An 18,283-nucleotide genomic window follows, 5' to 3' on the forward strand; every position below is an offset into this window, starting at 1 on the left:
TTTAAAGGCTTCAATTCGGTTTGCAAAGCTAAGGATTTTCGATATAATTTTTGTATATAAATAAAAAGTTTTTCCACAGTTTTTTTATCAATAATTTAGTAGGCATGAAAACAGTATTAGTTACAGGCAGTAATGGGCTTCTCGGACAGAAAATTACCTCCACAATATTGTCAGGTAAGCACTTTAATCTGGTCGCTACCTCGAAAGGTGAAAATCGTTTTAAGACTATGCAAGGGTATACTTATGCGGAAATGGATATCCTTAATCCTGCAAATGTCAGAGAAGTTCTGGAGCGTTACAGGCCTGATGCAATTATTCATACGGCTGCACTAACAAATGTTGATAAATGCGAGACGGAAAAAGAACTTGCTTACGCATTGAATGTGGAAGCGGTAAAAACATTAATCACAATTTGTGAGGAATACAAGATACAATTGGTTCATTTGTCTACGGATTTTATTTTTGATGGACTGAATGGCCCATATCTTGAGTCGGATGTTCCGAATCCTTTAAGTTATTATGGAAAGACAAAATCAGAGGCGGAAGAGCTGGTGAAAAATGCTGCTTGTAAATGGGCAATTCTGCGTACTATCATTGTATATGGAATTATCAGTGATGAGAGCAGAAGTAACATTGTATTGTGGGCTAAGGGGGCGCTGGAGAAAGGAACTCCTATCAGCGTAGTAAATGACCAGTGGCGGATGCCGACTCTGGTAGAGGATCTGGCAGATGCCTGCCTTTTAGTTATAGAGAAGAATGCGAATGGTGTGTTTAATATCTCAGGAAAAGATATGATGGGTATTTCAGAATTGGTATTCAAGGTTGCTGATTTTTGGAATTTAAATAAAGAACTGATTACAGAGATTAGTGCTGCCTCTCTTAATCAGTCAGCGCCCAGACCAATGAGGACGGGTTTTATATTAGATAAGGCTATTCATGAACTTGGTTATGCGCCGCGCAGTTTTGAGCAGGGACTGGCTTTATTGGACGAACAATTGAAAGAAAGAGAACGGCTGACTGAACAGGAAGCGAAATAGATAATTATACATACAATTAACATATATTAAAATGGGATTACAAATAGGCGATCAGGCTCCGGATTTTAAATTATTCAGCTCAGATTTAAAAGAGACATCATTAGCTGACTTCAAAGGAAAGAAATTAGTATTACAGTTTTTCCCAATGGCTTTTACTGGTACATGCACTACTCAGCTTTGTACAATGAGAGATAGTTTTGGTTTTTACCAGGGAATGAATGCTGAAGTATTGGGTATTTCTGTGGATTCACCTTTTACATTAGCTAAATTTAAAGAAGAACAGTTCTATCAGTTCCCTTTATTATCAGATTTTAACAAAGAAACGTCCAGAGCTTATCAGTCAATTTATGAGGAATTCGTCTATAATTTGAAAGGTGTATCCAAAAGAGCCGCTTTTGTGATCGACGAAGAAGGAAAAATTATTTATGCTGAAGTTTTAGAATCGGCAGGTGATCTTCCTGATTTCGATGCAATTAAGAAAGTTGTAGAGGGATAGTAAGGGTAAGACGCTTTATTTATTTGAATATTTATTTGAAAAAAGTTTTGAATTTCAAATAGAAATACTACTTTTGCAATCCCAAAGCGATACAGAATTGGGAAATGCATTTGTAGCTCAATTGGATAGAGCATCTCACTACGGATGAGAAGGTTTGGGGTTCGAATCCCTACAAGTGCACTGAAAGCCTTAGAGAAATCTAAGGCTTTTCTTGTTTATGGTAGTTTCTACAGACCATGATAGTATAGATCAAGTCATCAACTTGTGGAGCAGGCCCTTTTTTAAGCATAAATTTTCGACACGCTAAATAGAAAGTCTTTGCTATCACGGATGCTCTTATGCCTGTGGAAGTTGCGCTGAAAGCTTTCAATTGGCATGGGAATGACCCGGCCGAAACAAGGCCGGGCTGTTAGTAAATAAATTCAAAATAGCTAAATAATAACTCTATATCGGCCGGGTACTGCCCGGGTACTGTCCGAGTACTCGTTAGGGTAAGAGCAATGCTAAAGTAACGTGAGAGCATGGCAAGTCCAAGTCAAAACAACTAGTTGAAATGACTTAGAGTAAGTATGCTTAAAGGCTGTTCTCAACCTGGTGTCATCCCGACTACCACTCAGGCACAACCAAACCATAACTAGTTGAAGATTAATGAAATTATAATTTTCCCTTTGACTAACCCACGGACAACTGCGGACAATTGCAGACATTTTTTATGCATCAGGATAATCTTTAACGCTAATAGCTTACATTGGTGGAAAAGCATTTATTTATTATGGGAAGTTTAACGGGTAAATTTTCAGAGGGAATCCTGGGCGGTTTCATTTTTAAAGCAGCAGGTTGGAGTACAGGTTGTTTCAAAAGTTCTGTACCGGGAAGCCTGGAAAAATCAGGAAGTAATCAGCTTATTAAAGAATCGTAATCATCTGCTTTAAACTAAGAAAATATCAAACCCAAAATTTGAAATTTAATCCCTGATCCACAAGTTTATGACTTGATCCTGAATTTGCCTATATCATTCTATAGTTTAGTAAATACATTAAATAACCCGATACTATGAAATTTAAACTGATTTCCTCTTTTACCTTCCTTGCATTATTTTTATTTACGGTTTCACAGGCACAGGTTAAGCAAGTTAGTATCAGTCGTGTTAACGCAATGGCCGATCTGCCTCAACCGCTCCAAATTATAGATTGGAAAGCTATGGCGCTTAAATTTGACCGCACCGTATATGATTTCAACGCTAAAGGGAAATACTGGCCAATGGTTTGGATAGACAGTACTGGTAAAAACTTTAAAGAACCGACCTTAGGGATGTATACCGCTGTTGGAGATGTGAGACAAGGATTACAACATAATAAAGGTATGTTTCATGAAGCGCTGGCCAATATGGGCGCTGTTTTAGGTGCTACGCTGGTCGGGCTCGATAAAAGCAAACAGCAGGGGGTAAACTATGTAGGTATGCTGCGGAATTATTTCAACAAGGATACTGGATGGGACATTATGATGAATAATACCGCTCCTGAAGTTGCCCTGTTGGGTGGTGGTTATGGTCGCGATTGGTGGTACGATGTATATCCCAACGTCTTGTTTTATGCAGTTTACGACAAATACCCATCAGAGCCTGGTTTTGAAATGATGGCCAGAAGCATCGCAGAGAAATTTTACAAGGCTGATTCTATTTTGAACGGCAATTACAAATATTCCTATTTTGATTATGGACAAATGAAACCCATGTCTACAAACATCTGTGCCCAACCAGATGCAGCTGCGGGACATGCTTATGTTTTATACTCGGCCTATAAGAAGTTCGGAGATCCACGTTATTTGAAAGGTGCAATAAGTGCCATGAAGGCTTTGGAAAGTGAAAAAATTAATCCTACTTACGAATTACTCATGCCTTTTGGCGCTTATGTAGCGGCGAGGATGAATGCAGAACAAGGAACTAATTTTGATATTGCTAAAATGCTGAACTGGACGTTTGACGGAACCGCGGTTTGCAGAGAAGGGTGGGGATTTCTGGTTGGAAACTGGAATGGTTTCGACATTTCCGGAACCGTGGGCAGCACTGTAGATCATGGTGGATATGCTTTTTTAATGAATACTTTTGATGCGGCATTGCCATTGGTCCCTATGGTGAGGTATAAACCTGAATATGCAGACGCCATCGGAAAATGGATGTTGAATGCTGTGAATGCGTCGCGACTTTTCTATCCCCGGTACATGCCAGTGGAACATCAAACCATTCCTGATCTGGCCGATGTAACCAAAGGGGTAATTGCTTATGAAGGCTTTGCAAAGGCTTCTACTTTTGACACTTTATACCAGACTTTGAAAGCTCCGGTAGCACAGGGTGACGGTCCCAAATGGGTTCCTGGTCAAAATCCGGAAGTTTCGCAATTTAGTGTATATGGAAGCGGGCATGCCGGGATTTTTGGCAGCATCGTCAAAGAGACAGAAGTGAAAGGTATTTTAGATTTGGATTTACTGGCTACCGACTTCTTTAAACAAGATGCCTATCCGACACATCTATTTTATAATCCTTACCCTGCACCTAAAAACATTTCGTTCAAAGTTGCCCAGGCGAAATCAGATGTTTACGATCTGGTTGCTCAGCGCTATGTGGCCCGCAATGTGTCTAAAGCAGTTAATGTTACTATTCCAGCACTAAAATCAGTTGTTTTGGTGAGCGTTCCTGCTCAGGGTAAAATGCAGGTTAAGAATAAACGTTTAGCTATTAATGGAGTAACCGTTGATTACAATTACAAATAATGAAAAGTTTATTGAAAATTCAAAGCGTTAAATCATCTTTCGTTTTAGCTCTTTGTACCTTGATCTGCCAATAGGCAGTATTTCACCATTCTTAAGTAGAAGACTATAACTACTTCCCGGGCGTACTATGATTTTTTCTGCCTGATCTAAAGAAATCAGATAAGATTTGTGGATACGCTCAAATGAATCTGGCAGCAGCTGCTCCAGCATCTCCATTGATTTGTCGTGTAACTCCTGTTTGCCATCCTGTAAATACAGTTCGCTATAAATTCCTGCGCCTTTGATATACCGTAAATCTTTAATGGCTATCAAATGCGTATTACCAGCTTTTTTTACAGCCAGATATTTCATTGTACTTTCAGTTGTTTTTCCACTGGTAGTAATTCTTTTGAAAGCCATTGATAGTCTTGCCTGATCAAAAGGTTTAGGTACGAAATCGAGCACTCCATAAGTAAAAGCATCGATTGCTTTATCAGTATAGGCAGAAACAATGATGGTATGAAATGATCCGGCCACCATTGACTCTAAGATATCAAATCCATTTTCGCCATTCAAATTCAGATCTAATAATAAGATATCAATGGTATGATTTTCTAGATAAACCAAACCTTTTTGTAAGGAATCACAAACTGCAATAACAGCTATATTCTGCTCAAAGTGATTGCGGGTCATCCGCTCGATTCTTTTAGCTATCCTTGCTTCATCTTCAATAATCAATATCCTCATCATTTGTCGTAAATCTGTATCGTAGTTAACCAGCCCCCTGGAATTGCTTCTGAAATGAATTTCCAGCGATCACCATAACTTTCTGTTAACCGGGCCTGGATATAGCGGAATCCATTGCCTCCATTTCTTTTTTTTGATACCTCCCGGTTCAGTGCATGGGTTTCAAAAGTATATTGCTTGTAAACAGCGGTAGATAAATAAGCCAATTTGAAAGAAATGAGACTTTCGGCAATTGGAATACTATGGGTTATTCCGTTTTCAAGCAGCGTATGTATCAGCGCAGGAGGAATATATTCTGTCTCATCAATTCCGGATTCCTCCCATTCATAACATATCTCTTTCCGGAACTGCATCACTTTAAGATGAGTTTTACAAAGCTCTATTTCCTGTCTTACCGGGATTAATACGGCTTCGGCTATGGAATTCATAATGTCAAATTCACCTGCCAGTGCCTGAATGAATTCAGCACCTTGTTTTGGAGATTCTTCTACCCAGTCTATCAGTGAAGTCAATGTATTCCTGAGAAAATGGGGTTGGATATTTTTTTTAATCAGCTCTAATTGTAACCTGGAAGAAAGGAGTAAAGAAGATTGAAATTCATCCTCTATTATTCTGGCTCGTAAAGCATGCAGATAAAGCATACATAAAATGATCAGGGTAAAGCTGATAAATAAGCCAAAATCGTAAAGCAGAAATTGATTAACTATTGCACTGGCCAGTAAACCGGTAAGTACGATAAATCCACCTTTTTCCTTTTGAATAATGGCATTCAGTACAATGATCAAAGTTGTAAACCACATGATCCGGCTATACAATATAGCAGTCAGATCAAAATGATTATACTTTATAAAGTACACAGTAATTAAAATAATGAATAAAATGATCAATAATATCTTTTTCCTCTGGAAATGGAATTGTATACTAAAATATAGTGGCACCAGCATAGCAATTGCAAAGGTCAGCCAGCCAATAATTTCAAGCCGCAGAAAAAAATGAGTATACGGTATAGCTACATAGAATTTGACGTATTCTGCAATCAGTAAAGAAAAAAATAAGGAACAAATGACTGCAAAAATCAGGATACTGTATTCTTTGCGCCTGCTGTTAAGGTACAGGAAAAAGTAGTAAACTGCCGCAATCAGGAAAGCTCCTGCCATCAAATTCATGAATGACGTAATGATCAGCGGAGTTCTTAACAGTGCTGCATATAGATTTAATTCTATCCCAATAGGACGCTTTATTTCATTTAAGTGAGATTGCGAGGTGCGCAGGGCTAAAATATGCCTGCCTGGATGCGTTAAAGAATCGGGTATCTGGAAATAACTTGTCGTAAAACCAGCTATTTCGGGCTTATCTTTCTGTGTGATCTGACCATTATGACCAAGCAATATTCCATCCCAATAGACTTCGAAAGCACCAAAAGCTTCAAGATGTAAGCCCATTGGAACAACAGAAGACCTGATCAGTTTCACTGGCGATCGTGACCAGAAGATTCCCTGAGCAGTGTTCCCCCTCTCAGCCGGCCATGCGGTAGCATTGAAGTCTTTTTCTGCCCATAATTTATTATCACCTGTCTGATAAACAGTAGGATCTTCTTCATAAACCACAGGAGACTTACAGGAAGAAAGCAATAGTAAAACGGTAAAGACAATTAAGAGGCGCTGCATGGAATAAAGTTAGGGTTAAGATAAGCCAAAAAAGTGCATTTCAAAAGGAGATAGAGCTGTTGACATGTTTTTCTCTTACTTAATTATTTGTGCAAATTATTCTTGTGGTATGAAACGACTCTTAATTATTTTTATAGCTGTATTTTACTGCACAAGTATTTTGGCTCAGCAATCAAATTCTTCTGATCCGAAGAAGAAAACAGTCTATGGTATTGTGAAGGAACAGCAATCTGAAATTCCTGTTGTTTATGCTACAGTAAGTGTCAAAGATGAATCAAGGAAACTGATCGCTGCTGGGATTACTGACGAAAAGGGTGCATTTAAACTTAATGATATTCCATCGGGTAAGCTGACTATCGAATTTACGCTGATAGGATATCAAACAATAACAAAGCCTTTATTGATAACTACTGCTGTAAATCATATCAATGCAGGAACGATATTTCTGAATGCTGATTCAAAGCTGCTAAAAGAAATTGCAGTAACCAGTGATCAACCAGCGATCACGCTAAAACTGGATAAAAAAGTATTCGAAACAGGAAAAGACATCTTATCGCAGACTGGTTCGGCGATTGAGCTCTTAAACGGGGTACCTGCGGTTAGTGTTGGCCCTTCAGGAACTGTTAGTCTGAGAGGAAGCAGTAATGTGCTGGTATTGATTAACGGTCGTCGTTCTGGACTTACTCAGGGTAATGCATTGGAACAAATACCGGCTGATCAGGTAGAGCGCGTGGAAGTGATCACTAATCCCTCTTCCAGATATGATGCTGCTGGTTCATCGGGGATTATTAATATCATTTTAAAGAAAAATAAGAAGGGTGGATTGAATGGACAGCTCAGATTAGTGGGTGGCATCCCAAATGAAACCAGAATTACACCAAGTCTGAATTATAAGTCTGATAAGCTGAATGTGTTTTCAACTTTTGGAATCCGGTTATCTGATTATGTAGGATTATATACAACCAATCAGTCAGTTTCCAATAATGGAGTTACTACTTTACTGAATCAGCGGCAGGATGAAAACCGGCACGATGATGCTAAATTATTATATATTGGTGCAGATTATCAGCTTAATGATCAGCAGACTGTTACAGTAGCTTATTTGAAAAACTCAACACATGATCATGATAAAACAGCCTTGAATTATAAGTATATGAATACCGGTAATGGAGCCGATAGCAGTCTGCTGCGTAACGGTGAATCATGGGAAAGGCGGAGTTATAATCAATTGGAATTCAATTATACCCATAAATTTAAGCGGCCAGGCAAAAAACATACTATTGATGTACAATATGATTTCTGGAACAGTGATAAAGACTGGAACCTGGGGACGAAGAAATTGTTGCCGGTCATAGAAAATTTACCTATCATCCGAACCAGTTCTATTGGAACAAGTAAAGACTTGATGGCGCAAACAGATTTTACTCAGCCGCTGGATAGCAATACTATACTTGAATTTGGGTTGAAGGCAGAAAATCGCAGCGTGACCAGTGAATTTAAGGCCGAACAGCAGCTGGGAGAGGAGTGGAATATAATTGATAATATCAATAATCAACTTAACTATAATGAATTGATAGGAGGCGCTTATACCCAGTTAGGCAGTAAAATCGGCAAGCTGGCCTACCAGTTGGGTTTAAGAACAGAACTGACCAGAGTCAGGGTTGAAGACAGGGCCGGAACTTATAACAATAATAAAAATTATGTTCGTTTATTTCCAACGCTTAGCCTGACTTATCAGTTAGCTAAAGGCGGTGCTATACAGGGAAGTTATAGTAAGCGGATTAACCGGCCTTCACTAAATCTTTTATATCCTTTTAATGAACTTACAGATTTTAATGCCAGGTTTATTGGTAATCCGGAATTGAATCCTTCTTATGCGAATGTTTTTGAGGTGGGCTTCTTGCAGCGCTGGAATACTTTTACACTGAACCCATCAGTATATTATCAGAATAATAAAGGAACTATTCAAAATTATACTTTCAGGAATCTGGACGGTGTTTTTATTACCACGCCTGTAAATATTGATGGGGAAACACGGCAGGGAGCAGAACTGTCTGTTTTATACAATCCATTGCAATGGTTGCAGTTGAATACTGAATTCAATGCTTACCGTTTTAAGCAAAGCGGATGGTATGAAACGCATAATTTCAATTATTCTGGTGATGTATTTACCAGCCGTTTAAGTACACAGGTGAAATTTAAAAATAAATTAAGCTTCCAGTGCCGCTATAATTTTACTGGTGCGCAAAGTAATGCGCAGAGCTACTCAGCAGCAATGCATTATATTGATCTTGGCGCAAGTAAAAATCTGCTGAAAGATAAAGCGACCTTATTACTTGATATTACCAATGTATTCAACCTTCATCGATATCAGACAACCACAACCGGAAACGATTATGTAATGGCACAAACCAGTATTCCAAATGCGGCGCGTTATCGTTTAACCTTTGTATATCGTCTTAATCTCAAAGATAACCAGGCAATCAGACAGGCTAAAAGCGGGAATAGAAATTAGAAATGCAATCTTGAACTTAATTTTCAGGATATAGCTGGTAACACATAAAAATCGTTTTCTTTGAAAAAGGATCAGGAATATAATTTACGGCTTCCTTATTCTTAATAAAATGAATAACTTGTATTCTTTATGGCCAACTATAATGCCTTTACTGACAGTGAATTGATTCTTTTGTTAAACGAGGATAATGATGCTGCGTTTAGGGAGATTTATCTCCGGTACGATAAACTTTTATACTTATACGCCTATAAGAAGTTAAGAAACAAAGAAGAGGCTAAAGATGTTGTTCAGGACGTGTTCACCTGGTTGTTAAATAACCGTAAGGAGATCCATTTAAAAGTCTGTCTGTCTGCCTACCTCTATAAAGCAGTGCTTCATAAAATATTCGATATTTTCAAACATAAGGGTATAATTAAAAAATATGCCGAAAGCGGGGAGCATTATATCGAACTCGATTCTGTGGAAACTGATTATTTGATCCGGGAAAAGGATATTACTGCTTTAATAACGCAGGAAATTGCCGCAATGCCGCCCAAAATGAGAGAAATTTATCTTTTAAAAAGAAAAAGCTATTTAAGTACCAAAGAAATTGCCCTGCAATTGGGTGTCTCCGAACATACCGTGTCGACACAACTCAAAAGAGCTATGAAACATCTCCGGATAAAACTCGGACTGGTGGCTTATCTTTTGTGGATTTTGAAAATGTAAATTATTTATCTGTTTATCAGTTTGTTGTGTTTTTATTTTTAATGCTTGTACCTAATCCGTCTTGCTAAATCGTCTTTAATCTTGTTGAGCAATAACAGGAAAGAATTCAAATGAAGAAGGACGTAAAAGAAGTATTGGATAAGATAAGTTCGGGCAATTATAATCCGGAGGAAGAAACCATTGCCAAACTTTGGTTACACCAACTTCACCAGAATGATGAGGCGGGGCTTTCCGAACAAGAAATTCAGGAGGTAAGTGACCAGATGTGGTTGTCGCTGGAGCCGAATAAAAAGCAACCCCAGCTTAATAAATATCGGAAATTAGTAGTTTATATGGCCGCAGCTGCATCTTTAGCTTTGATCATTGGTGTTGGTCTGTATTTTAATCAGCCGCCACCCTTATCCAAATCAATTCAGGCTAAAGCCTTTGCAAATGATATCCCTGCCGGAAGTAATAAGGCCTATCTGACATTGGCCAATGGGAAGAAACTCGCTTTGACAAATTCAGCTAATGGCACACTTGCAGAAGAAGCAGGAATAAAGATTACTAAAACCGCAGATGGACAACTGGTTTACACCATTGCAGATCAGGGGGAAAAAGGCATTGCGGGATATAACAGCATTGAAACGCCTCGTGGCGGACAGTATCAGCTGAATTTGCCTGATGGCACCAAAATCTGGATTAACTCAGCTTCTTCTTTAAAATATCCAGCCTCTTTCGCCTCTTTAAAAGAACGCAGGGTTGAATTAAGCGGAGAGGCTTATTTTGAAGTTGCCAAAGACAAAACACATCCTTTTATTGTGAAAAGCGGGAGACAGGAGATCCAGGTTTTGGGAACTCACTTTGATGTGAATGCTTATCCCGATGAACAGCTGATTAAAACCACATTGTTAGAAGGCTCTGTAAAGTTAAACAAGCAAGTCGTTTTAAAACCTGGTGAACAATCTTCGCTGACGGGTGAAAAGTTCACTGTGAAAGCGGTAAATGTTAATGATGCCGTGGACTGGAAAAACGGGGAATTTGTATTTACAAATGAATCCTTAACCAGTATTCTGAAGAAAGTTTCGCGCTGGTATGATGTAGAGATCAAATATGTGCGAACTCCGGCAAACATGCCCACATTTACAGGCTCTGTTTCCCGATCTGAAAATATATCTGGTGTTTTAAAAATGCTCGAAGAAACCAGTAACGTGCGCTTCTCTATCGAAGGAAAGCAAGTGAGTGTAATCACTAAATAAATAAATTAAAAGAGGATCTGACCAATCCGGTAAAAACCAACCTATCAACTCTAAAACCAAAACAAAATGAAAAGAATCAAGGGAAAAGCAAGTTAATACTTCTGGTTTTTAAGAGAAAAGCCATGAAAGTGTATCAGCACTTCCATGGCAAAGATCTGAGTTAACCCAAAAAACAAAATTGAGATCCGTTCATGTATTAACCCAAGCTTACGAAAGTATGAAATTAAATGCTTTTAACCTAGGTATGCTACGCATATGGCTATACCCTAAACTTTTATTTATCCTGAAATTTGTTATTCAGCACGCCTTAACAAAGAATAAAAGAAAATTACTAATGAGAATTAACCTGATTGTCGCCATCATCACCACTTGTTTGTTGCAAGTGAGTGCGGCCGGTTTTGCGCAGCGGATCAGTTATACAAAACAGAATACCACCTTGCAGCAGGTTTTCCTGGAAATCAAAAAGCAAGCAGGATTCAGGGTTTTATATTCAGACCAGAATGTGAACGGTCAGTTGAAAATTAATGTAGATTTTAAGAATTCAGAACTTGATCAGGTTATGGAAACCTTATTGAAAGGCCAGAACCTGACCTACAAAATTGACCGGAAAACAATTCTGATTAAGGCGAAATCCGTTGTTCCCATATTACCAGAAATTATCATTAAAGATATTGATGTAAAAGGAAAGGTCATAGATAAAAACGGCCGTCCTTTACCCGGCGCATCAGTAAGTATAAAGGGACAAAAACGAGTTGTAAGTACAGACACTGAAGGAGGCTTTCTGTTAAAAGGAGTCAATGAAAACGCAGTTTTGACAGTCTCCTTTATTGGATATCTGAGTAAAGAGGTAAAGATAATCCCAGGTCAGTTACTCAGTATTATTCTGGATGAAGATGTTAGTCAGCTGAACAATGTAATTGTAGTGGGATACGATTCCAAAAAGCAAAGCGAGCTTACAAGTGCAGTATCGGTCGTTTCTTCAGAGAAACTGAAAGATGTAACTTCCAATAATATTGGGGCCATGTTACAGGGAAAAGTAGCCGGCTTGCAGGTGATTAACAGTTCTGGTGCGCCGGGATCTGCGCCAGAAATCAGGCTTCGGGGTGTTTCTTCCGTGAATGCCAGTCAAAGCCCGCTGGTGGTAGTAGACGGGATTATTGGTGGAAATTATGATCCTAACGATGTAGAAAGTATCACTGTCCTTAAGGATGCCGGTGCAACTGCCTTATATGGATCACAAGCAAACGCCGGGGTTATTATCGTCACCACAAAGAGTGCTAAAACCGACAAAATAAATTTTGAGGTTAAAGTTTCTTCAGGATTTAAGACACCTGATTTTGGGAAGATGAATTTGATGAACAGTAATGAACTGTATGATCATCAAAAGGAATTTTACCGGGATTATATTGTTGGTGCACCTGATAATTCATACAAAATAGATTTAACCAGATTCTACCAGGAACGGCCATTGAGTTTAAGAAACCAGGATTATGACTGGTCAAATGAATCCTTTAAACCAGCTCCTATAAACAGCGTTTACCTCTCTGCAAGTGGTAGAACGGAAAAAAACAGTTATTACATTGGCGCTTCCTATTATAAAGAAAAGGGAACATTTCTGCACACAGATTTCCAAAGGATAAATCTAAGAGCAAATTCAACTTATAACTTTTCAAAAAACCTAAGTATCACTAATAATATAAATATTAGCGCGCAAAATGGACACAGTTATGATTACAATGATGTTTATTACGCCTTCCTGAATTTACCATGGGATAATCCATATGATGAAAATGGATCACCAATATACGTGGACGGAAATTCTACTTTTAAATGGTGGTCAAGGGATAAAGTAAATCCTATTCATTCAGTCGAAAACTCTGATCATCCTGCTAAGGGATTCGATGTGAACTATGATTTTGCCGTAAATTATCATATTAACGACTGGCTGACATTCTCCAGTACAAACCGTGGCTCCGCAGCATTCAATAAAGTAGCTAATTACTATTCCCCGTTAACTGCCGGTACTTACCATGGACAAGGATTTCTGAGTGAATTAAACACCTTTAATTATGGCGGGATTTCAAATAATCTCTTGAAATTTAATTTCAGGCTATCAGATCATACCATCAGTGGTTTTGCAGGAGTAGCTTTAGAAGGATCTCAAACTGAACTTTCTGGTGGGTCCGGAAAAGGATTACCCGCAGGATTAAAAGTATTGAATGTAGTTTCAAACGGTCAGCTCGTAACGGGATTAAATGATAAGAAATATCTTCAATCTATAATTTCACAAGTCAACTATAATTACAAAAGCCGCTACTTTTTAACCGCTTCCTTTCGTGTAGATGGTTCTTCAGCTTTTCCTAAAGCAAATCGATATGCATCATTCCCTGCCTTATCAGGAAGCTGGCTGATCAGTAATGAAGATTTTATGAAAGATCATAGTTCAATTGATAATTTGAAATTAAGACTTAGTTATGGGGTTACTGGTACCCAGGATATTGGTTCATCCAGATACCTTGGCCTGTATTCATTAACTACACAATATAACGGCTTAATTGGTGCAGTACCTTTTCAGCTTGCAAATCCGCTGCTCACCTGGGAAAGTAAACACCAGCTCAATGCAGGTATTGATATTGGCTTGTTTAAAAGAGTTAACCTGACTATAGATGCTTACCGGAACAATACTAAAAACCTTTTATTGCAAGTTTCCCAGCCCCTGTCTGTTGGTTTTGAAACGAGATGGGAAAATTCAGGGAATGTAATTAACCGGGGAATAGAACTTGGTTTTAATACCATCAACATTAAAACTAAAGACTTTGAATGGGCAACAGATTTCACCATCAATTTTAATGATAATAAACTCTATGGTTTGCCTTCCGATATTGTTAAAACCGGCTCCTGGAATATTTCACAGATCTATAGCAATGGAGGAAACCTTTATGAATTCTATATGCCCAAATGGCTTGGCGTAGACAGTCAGACCGGTGCGCCCGTTTGGGAAAAGATCATCAATGATGCAGATGGAAAAGCCATAGGAAGTGAGCGGACGATGAATTATTCGGAGGCCACCACACAAAAAGTTGGAAGTGCGCTTCCAAAATATCAGGGAGGATTTAACAACAGTTTCAAATACAAGAACTTCAACCTGCGGATAAGTACTTACTTCAATTACGGTAACAAGGTGTTCAGTAATAACCTGCGCTTTATGATGAATGATGGTCACGAGCCTTATTATAACCAGATACAAATGCCATCAGGATCAAAAGTATGGAGTTTCCCTGGTGATACAGGAGCGACAGAACCAAGTCCTCAGAATTCGGCCAATTCTACTGAAACTTCTACCCGTTATTTAAAAGACGGAAGTTATCTGACCATCAGAAACATTGCTTTGAATTATACGCTGCCTCAAACTTTTGCGAAGAAATTAAATATGGAGCGGATTACAGTTGGGATAACAGCAGATAATGTGGCCACCTTTTCAAATTTCTTAGGTCAGGATCCTCAAACCACTATTACACCGGGAAATGCTACACCAGGTGTATCTGATTTTAAGTATCCGAATAACAGGCAATACTTGTTCACTGTCAACTTTAATTTTTAAGGAAATGAAGAAAATTATATTTATTCTATTTTTTATTGCAGTAAGCAGTTGTAAAAATGCGGAGGTTTCACCAAGCGATGCGATTAATACAACAGATCTGGTTACCACAGAAGAAGGTCTGACCAATGCTTTAAACGGAGCATACGCTTTATTTAAAGATCATATAACTTTTAACGGTATTGTAGATCAAAACAATATGTATCTCCGTCAATTTTATCAATTGTCTGATTTTGCAAGTGATGATATTGTTTGCGGACAAGTTACTGAAGATCCTTTATTTTACAGTTTCAATCTTTTACATTCTCCCGGTCAAAGTAACACCCGTTATTTCTGGTATGTGTCTTATAAGATCATAACCGGGGTCAATACCATAATTGATGCAGTAGAAAAATCTGGTAAGAATGATGTTAAAACGCAGCAATTACTTGGAGAGTGTTACTTTTTGAGGGCTTATTGTCATTTTAACCTGGTGCGGTTATTTGGCAAACCTTATACAGTTGACTCGAATTCTCCTGGTATCATACTCAGGACTTCGCTAACGGATGAAGCAAAAAAAGCCCGGTCTACAGTTGCTGAAGTGTATAATGCAGTGATTGCCGATGCAGAAAAGGGAGCTTCACTGATGAGCCTTTCCAGAGGTGTCCAATACGCTTCGAAAGAAGCAGCATGGGCACTTTTATCCAGAGTGAACCTTTACAAGGAAGACCATGCTAAAACCATTGACTATTCGAACAAAGTTATTGCCTCAAACCGCTTTAAGCTGGAAACTAAAACTAGTTATCCCGCTTTGTTTGCCAATGCAAAAGCCGGGAATGAAACCATTTTATGCGTTGCATTTACTGCCATTGATGATTATGGCAAATTCGGATCGATAGCCTCTATGGTATTTTCCGACGGTAATTCCGGATGGGGAGAAGAATATGCTTCTTCCTCACTGCGAAGCCTGATGTCAAAGCATCCCGAAGATGTGAGATGGTCTTATATCAGACCACTCAAAGATGGAGATGGTTCCGTTCAGAAGAAGAACGGGATTGAAGTTTACTATATCAGTAAATTTTCTTTTCAGGATGGTTCACCTAATCTAAGCTCGCCAATTCTATTCCGATTGAGTGAAATGTATTTAAACAGAGCAGAGGCCGAAGCCAAAATGGGCAATACAGGAGCGGCCCTGGATGATGTAGATCAGATTCGTACTAATCGCGGACTGGAAGCATCACTTTATCAGAAAGCACTGCCTTCAGGTTCCACAGCAATGGACGTGGTGCTGGATGAAAGAAGAATAGAAATGGCGTTTGAAGGGCACCGTACTTACGACGTATACAGGAATAAAAGGAAAATGAATAAAACCTACTGGGGTTACCATATACAAGGGCTAAAGGAAACAGATATAGATCTCTCCAAAACCCCATCCGGTTATCCAAACCTGAGTATAGATTTTACCAATCCAAGGATCATTTATTTTATTCCGGTAGATGAGGTACTTAGTAACCCACAAGCTATTCAAAATCCATAAACCATATACAGAGATGAAAACTATACAAAAATTAGGCTTTATACTGATTCTGGTGGGTTCGGTATGGAGTTCCTGTAAAAAGGATAAAAGTGAAAAACTGACCGATTTGTCTTATACACTGGAGGTAGATGGGAACCAGGTGAAATTTAAACCAGTTACCACCGGAATATCCAGCTATAAATGGGATTTTGGGGATGGGCAATCATCCACTGAAGCCAGCCCTGTACATATTTATCCTGGAAAGGGAAAATATGTCCCTACACTTTATGCAACAGTAAACGGGCAGTCTGCGGAGGCTTCAACAGTAATCAGAATTGCGAAAAGCAGTCCTGTCAAATTAAATGACCAGACGCTGGAAGATTGGAATACAGTTACTGCAAATGTCATTACTTCTGGCGTTAAAGGCGGGGTTTTTAGAAAAGTCAAATATGATTACGATGGAAATTATATCTACATCTATATAGAAATGGCTTCAAAAAAGACTAATGCTGATATTTTTGATTTCTATATAGACTCCGATAACAGCAGTTCTACCGGTCTGCTCGGTGGTTTCCCCGGCGGCGGTTATGATATTTTACTTGAAGGGCCACTGCTTACCGGGAACATGGATGTTTTTTATCACAATGGTGCTCAAACCAGTTTTTCTTTCCAGCAGCAATCAATCACAGAGTCTTATCAAATTGGAACAGTAGTAGAAGACGGCGGACTTTTGAAGTTTGAAATGCGGCTGGCACGCGGTAAGTTGAAAAATCTTACAGGTTCAGGAGCCAGAATAGGTATTATAGCAACCAAGAGTGATTGGTCTGTTTCGCTTGGATATGCACCTGATGAAGGGCAACCCGGATTTCTTCTGGAAATGGTAGAATAATTTCAAAAAACATCATTTAAAATCATATATCGATGAAAAATACAGATAATCAGACTGTAGCGGGGAGACTTATGTCTTTAGACGTGATGCGGGGAATGATCATGATCCTGCTTTGTGCAGAAAGTTGTTTAGTCTTTGTGTCTTTGAAAAGGCTGAACGAAGGATCACCTGTAATTGATCAGCTTTTTCATCACCCATGGCATGGGCTTCGCTTCTGGGATCTTGTACAACCGGCATTTATGTTTATGGCAGGTGCTGCATTGTATATTTCCTATAGTAGAAAGCTGGAAAAGGGAATCACGTGGCAGGGCAATCTGAAGCATGTTTTAATCCGGAGTTTTAAACTATTCCTTTTTGGTGTGGGGCTGCATTGTGTTTATGCTGGGAAACCTGTTTTTGAACTTTGGAATGTATTGACCCAACTTGCCTTTACCAGTATTGTTGCCTACCTCATCATTAACAGGGCTCCGTTATTTCAGCTCTTGTTTTCCATAGCTCTATTAGTGCTGACAGAAACTTTGTACCGTTATGTACAGGTGCCAGGATTTGATCAGCCTTTTACGGAGTACCATAATTTTGGAGCTTATGTGGATACCCTGCTTATGGGTAAAATCAATACCGATGGATGGGTCGCAATCAATGCCATTCCTACTGCCGCACATACCATTTGGGGAGTACTGGCGGGTAAACTCTTAATCTCAAAATGGTCAGCAACGGAGAAAATCAAACTGTTGGTATTTGCAGGCATTCTCGGATTATTTATTGGCTTCGGAATGGATTTGAGTGGTATTACGCCGATCATCAAACGAATCAGTACCAGTTCTTTTGTTTTCGCCTCAGGTGGTTGGGTCTTACTTATGCTGGCTGCAATTTACTGGCTGGTGGATGTGAAGCAAAATATAAAATATGCCTGGATTTTTACCGTAGTAGGGATGAATGCTATTTTTATTTATGTCTTTTTCGAAACTGCCGGGCATGAATGGCTCAATGGTGCTGTTGGAATTTTTACCGGAGATATGCTGCATTTGCTTTTTAATATACCCGCCAATTTTGCAGGGCTGATCTCCGCTTTAGCTGTTTGGTTTGCAGAATGTTCACTCTGCTACTGGCTTTATAAAAACAGAATCTTCTTTAAACTATAAACT

13 protein-coding genes and 1 tRNA gene are annotated in these 18,283 nt (G+C 38.9%); 12 read left to right on the forward strand and 2 right to left on the reverse strand.

Features of this window, described 5'->3' with window-relative positions:
- Positions 1-104 precede the first annotated feature (104 nt).
- From HDE70_RS25580 to HDE70_RS25600, 5 genes are all read left to right on the forward strand, one after another.
- A complete protein-coding gene (locus HDE70_RS25580) occupies positions 105-1,037 on the forward strand; it encodes an SDR family oxidoreductase (protein ID WP_183892228.1) in 933 nt (310 codons plus the stop codon).
- Between the two features lie 31 nt (positions 1,038-1,068).
- Positions 1,069-1,533: a redoxin domain-containing protein gene (locus HDE70_RS25585; RefSeq protein ID WP_111634550.1), complete on the forward strand. Its 465-nt coding sequence runs from the start codon at positions 1,069-1,071 to the stop codon at positions 1,531-1,533.
- Between the two features lie 106 nt (positions 1,534-1,639).
- Positions 1,640-1,713 (forward strand) — tRNA-Arg (locus HDE70_RS25590).
- A 571-nt stretch (positions 1,714-2,284) separates the two neighbouring features.
- Complete coding sequence (locus HDE70_RS25595) at positions 2,285-2,452, forward strand: hypothetical protein (RefSeq protein ID WP_183892229.1); 168 nt, start codon at positions 2,285-2,287, stop codon at positions 2,450-2,452.
- 134 nt (positions 2,453-2,586) lie between these two features.
- Entirely contained in the window at positions 2,587-4,302 is a 1,716-nt protein-coding gene (locus tag HDE70_RS25600) for a hypothetical protein (RefSeq protein WP_183892230.1), read from the forward strand.
- Between the two features lie 27 nt (positions 4,303-4,329).
- Here the strand turns inward: HDE70_RS25600 and HDE70_RS25605 are convergent, their stop codons facing one another.
- The gene (locus HDE70_RS25605; RefSeq protein WP_221270714.1) at positions 4,330-5,031 is read right to left on the reverse strand and encodes a LytR/AlgR family response regulator transcription factor; all 702 of its coding nucleotides are present in this window, start codon (positions 5,029-5,031) and stop codon (positions 4,330-4,332) included.
- Complete coding sequence (locus tag HDE70_RS25610) at positions 5,028-6,695, reverse strand: histidine kinase (protein WP_183892231.1); 1,668 nt, start codon at positions 6,693-6,695, stop codon at positions 5,028-5,030. Before HDE70_RS25610 ends, HDE70_RS25605 begins: the two co-directional genes overlap by 4 nt.
- 109 nt (positions 6,696-6,804) lie before the next feature.
- Here HDE70_RS25610 and HDE70_RS25615 point away from each other — a divergent pair, with 109 nt between their 5' ends.
- The 7 genes from HDE70_RS25615 (at position 6,805) to HDE70_RS25645 (ending at position 18,280) form a co-directional block, all read left to right on the forward strand.
- On the forward strand, positions 6,805-9,210 hold the full coding sequence (locus HDE70_RS25615) for an outer membrane beta-barrel family protein (RefSeq protein ID WP_183892232.1): 2,406 nt from the start codon (positions 6,805-6,807) through the stop codon (positions 9,208-9,210).
- Positions 9,211-9,339: 129 nt separating this feature from the next.
- Positions 9,340-9,918, forward strand: a complete 579-nt coding sequence (locus HDE70_RS25620; RefSeq protein WP_183892233.1) for an RNA polymerase sigma-70 factor — start codon at positions 9,340-9,342, stop codon at positions 9,916-9,918.
- A gap of 110 nt (positions 9,919-10,028) precedes the next feature.
- The gene (locus HDE70_RS25625) at positions 10,029-11,156 is read left to right on the forward strand and encodes a FecR family protein (protein ID WP_183868732.1); all 1,128 of its coding nucleotides are present in this window, start codon (positions 10,029-10,031) and stop codon (positions 11,154-11,156) included.
- 334 nt (positions 11,157-11,490) lie between these two features.
- Positions 11,491-14,757, forward strand: a complete 3,267-nt coding sequence (locus HDE70_RS25630; protein ID WP_183892234.1) for a SusC/RagA family TonB-linked outer membrane protein — start codon at positions 11,491-11,493, stop codon at positions 14,755-14,757.
- Positions 14,758-14,761: 4 nt separating this feature from the next.
- Positions 14,762-16,270 carry a RagB/SusD family nutrient uptake outer membrane protein gene (locus HDE70_RS25635; protein WP_183892235.1) on the forward strand — a complete coding sequence of 503 codons (1,509 nt, stop codon included), beginning with the start codon at positions 14,762-14,764 and terminating at the stop codon, positions 16,268-16,270.
- Between the two features lie 13 nt (positions 16,271-16,283).
- Positions 16,284-17,138, forward strand: a complete 855-nt coding sequence (locus HDE70_RS25640; protein WP_183892236.1) for a PKD domain-containing protein — start codon at positions 16,284-16,286, stop codon at positions 17,136-17,138.
- Positions 17,139-17,170: 32 nt separating this feature from the next.
- On the forward strand, positions 17,171-18,280 hold the full coding sequence (locus HDE70_RS25645; RefSeq protein WP_260162097.1) for an acyltransferase family protein: 1,110 nt from the start codon (positions 17,171-17,173) through the stop codon (positions 18,278-18,280).
- Positions 18,281-18,283 lie beyond the last annotated feature (3 nt).

Origin of the sequence: Pedobacter cryoconitis (genome assembly GCF_014200595.1) — a bacterium.
GTDB lineage: Bacteria > Bacteroidota > Bacteroidia > Sphingobacteriales > Sphingobacteriaceae > Pedobacter > Pedobacter cryoconitis_C.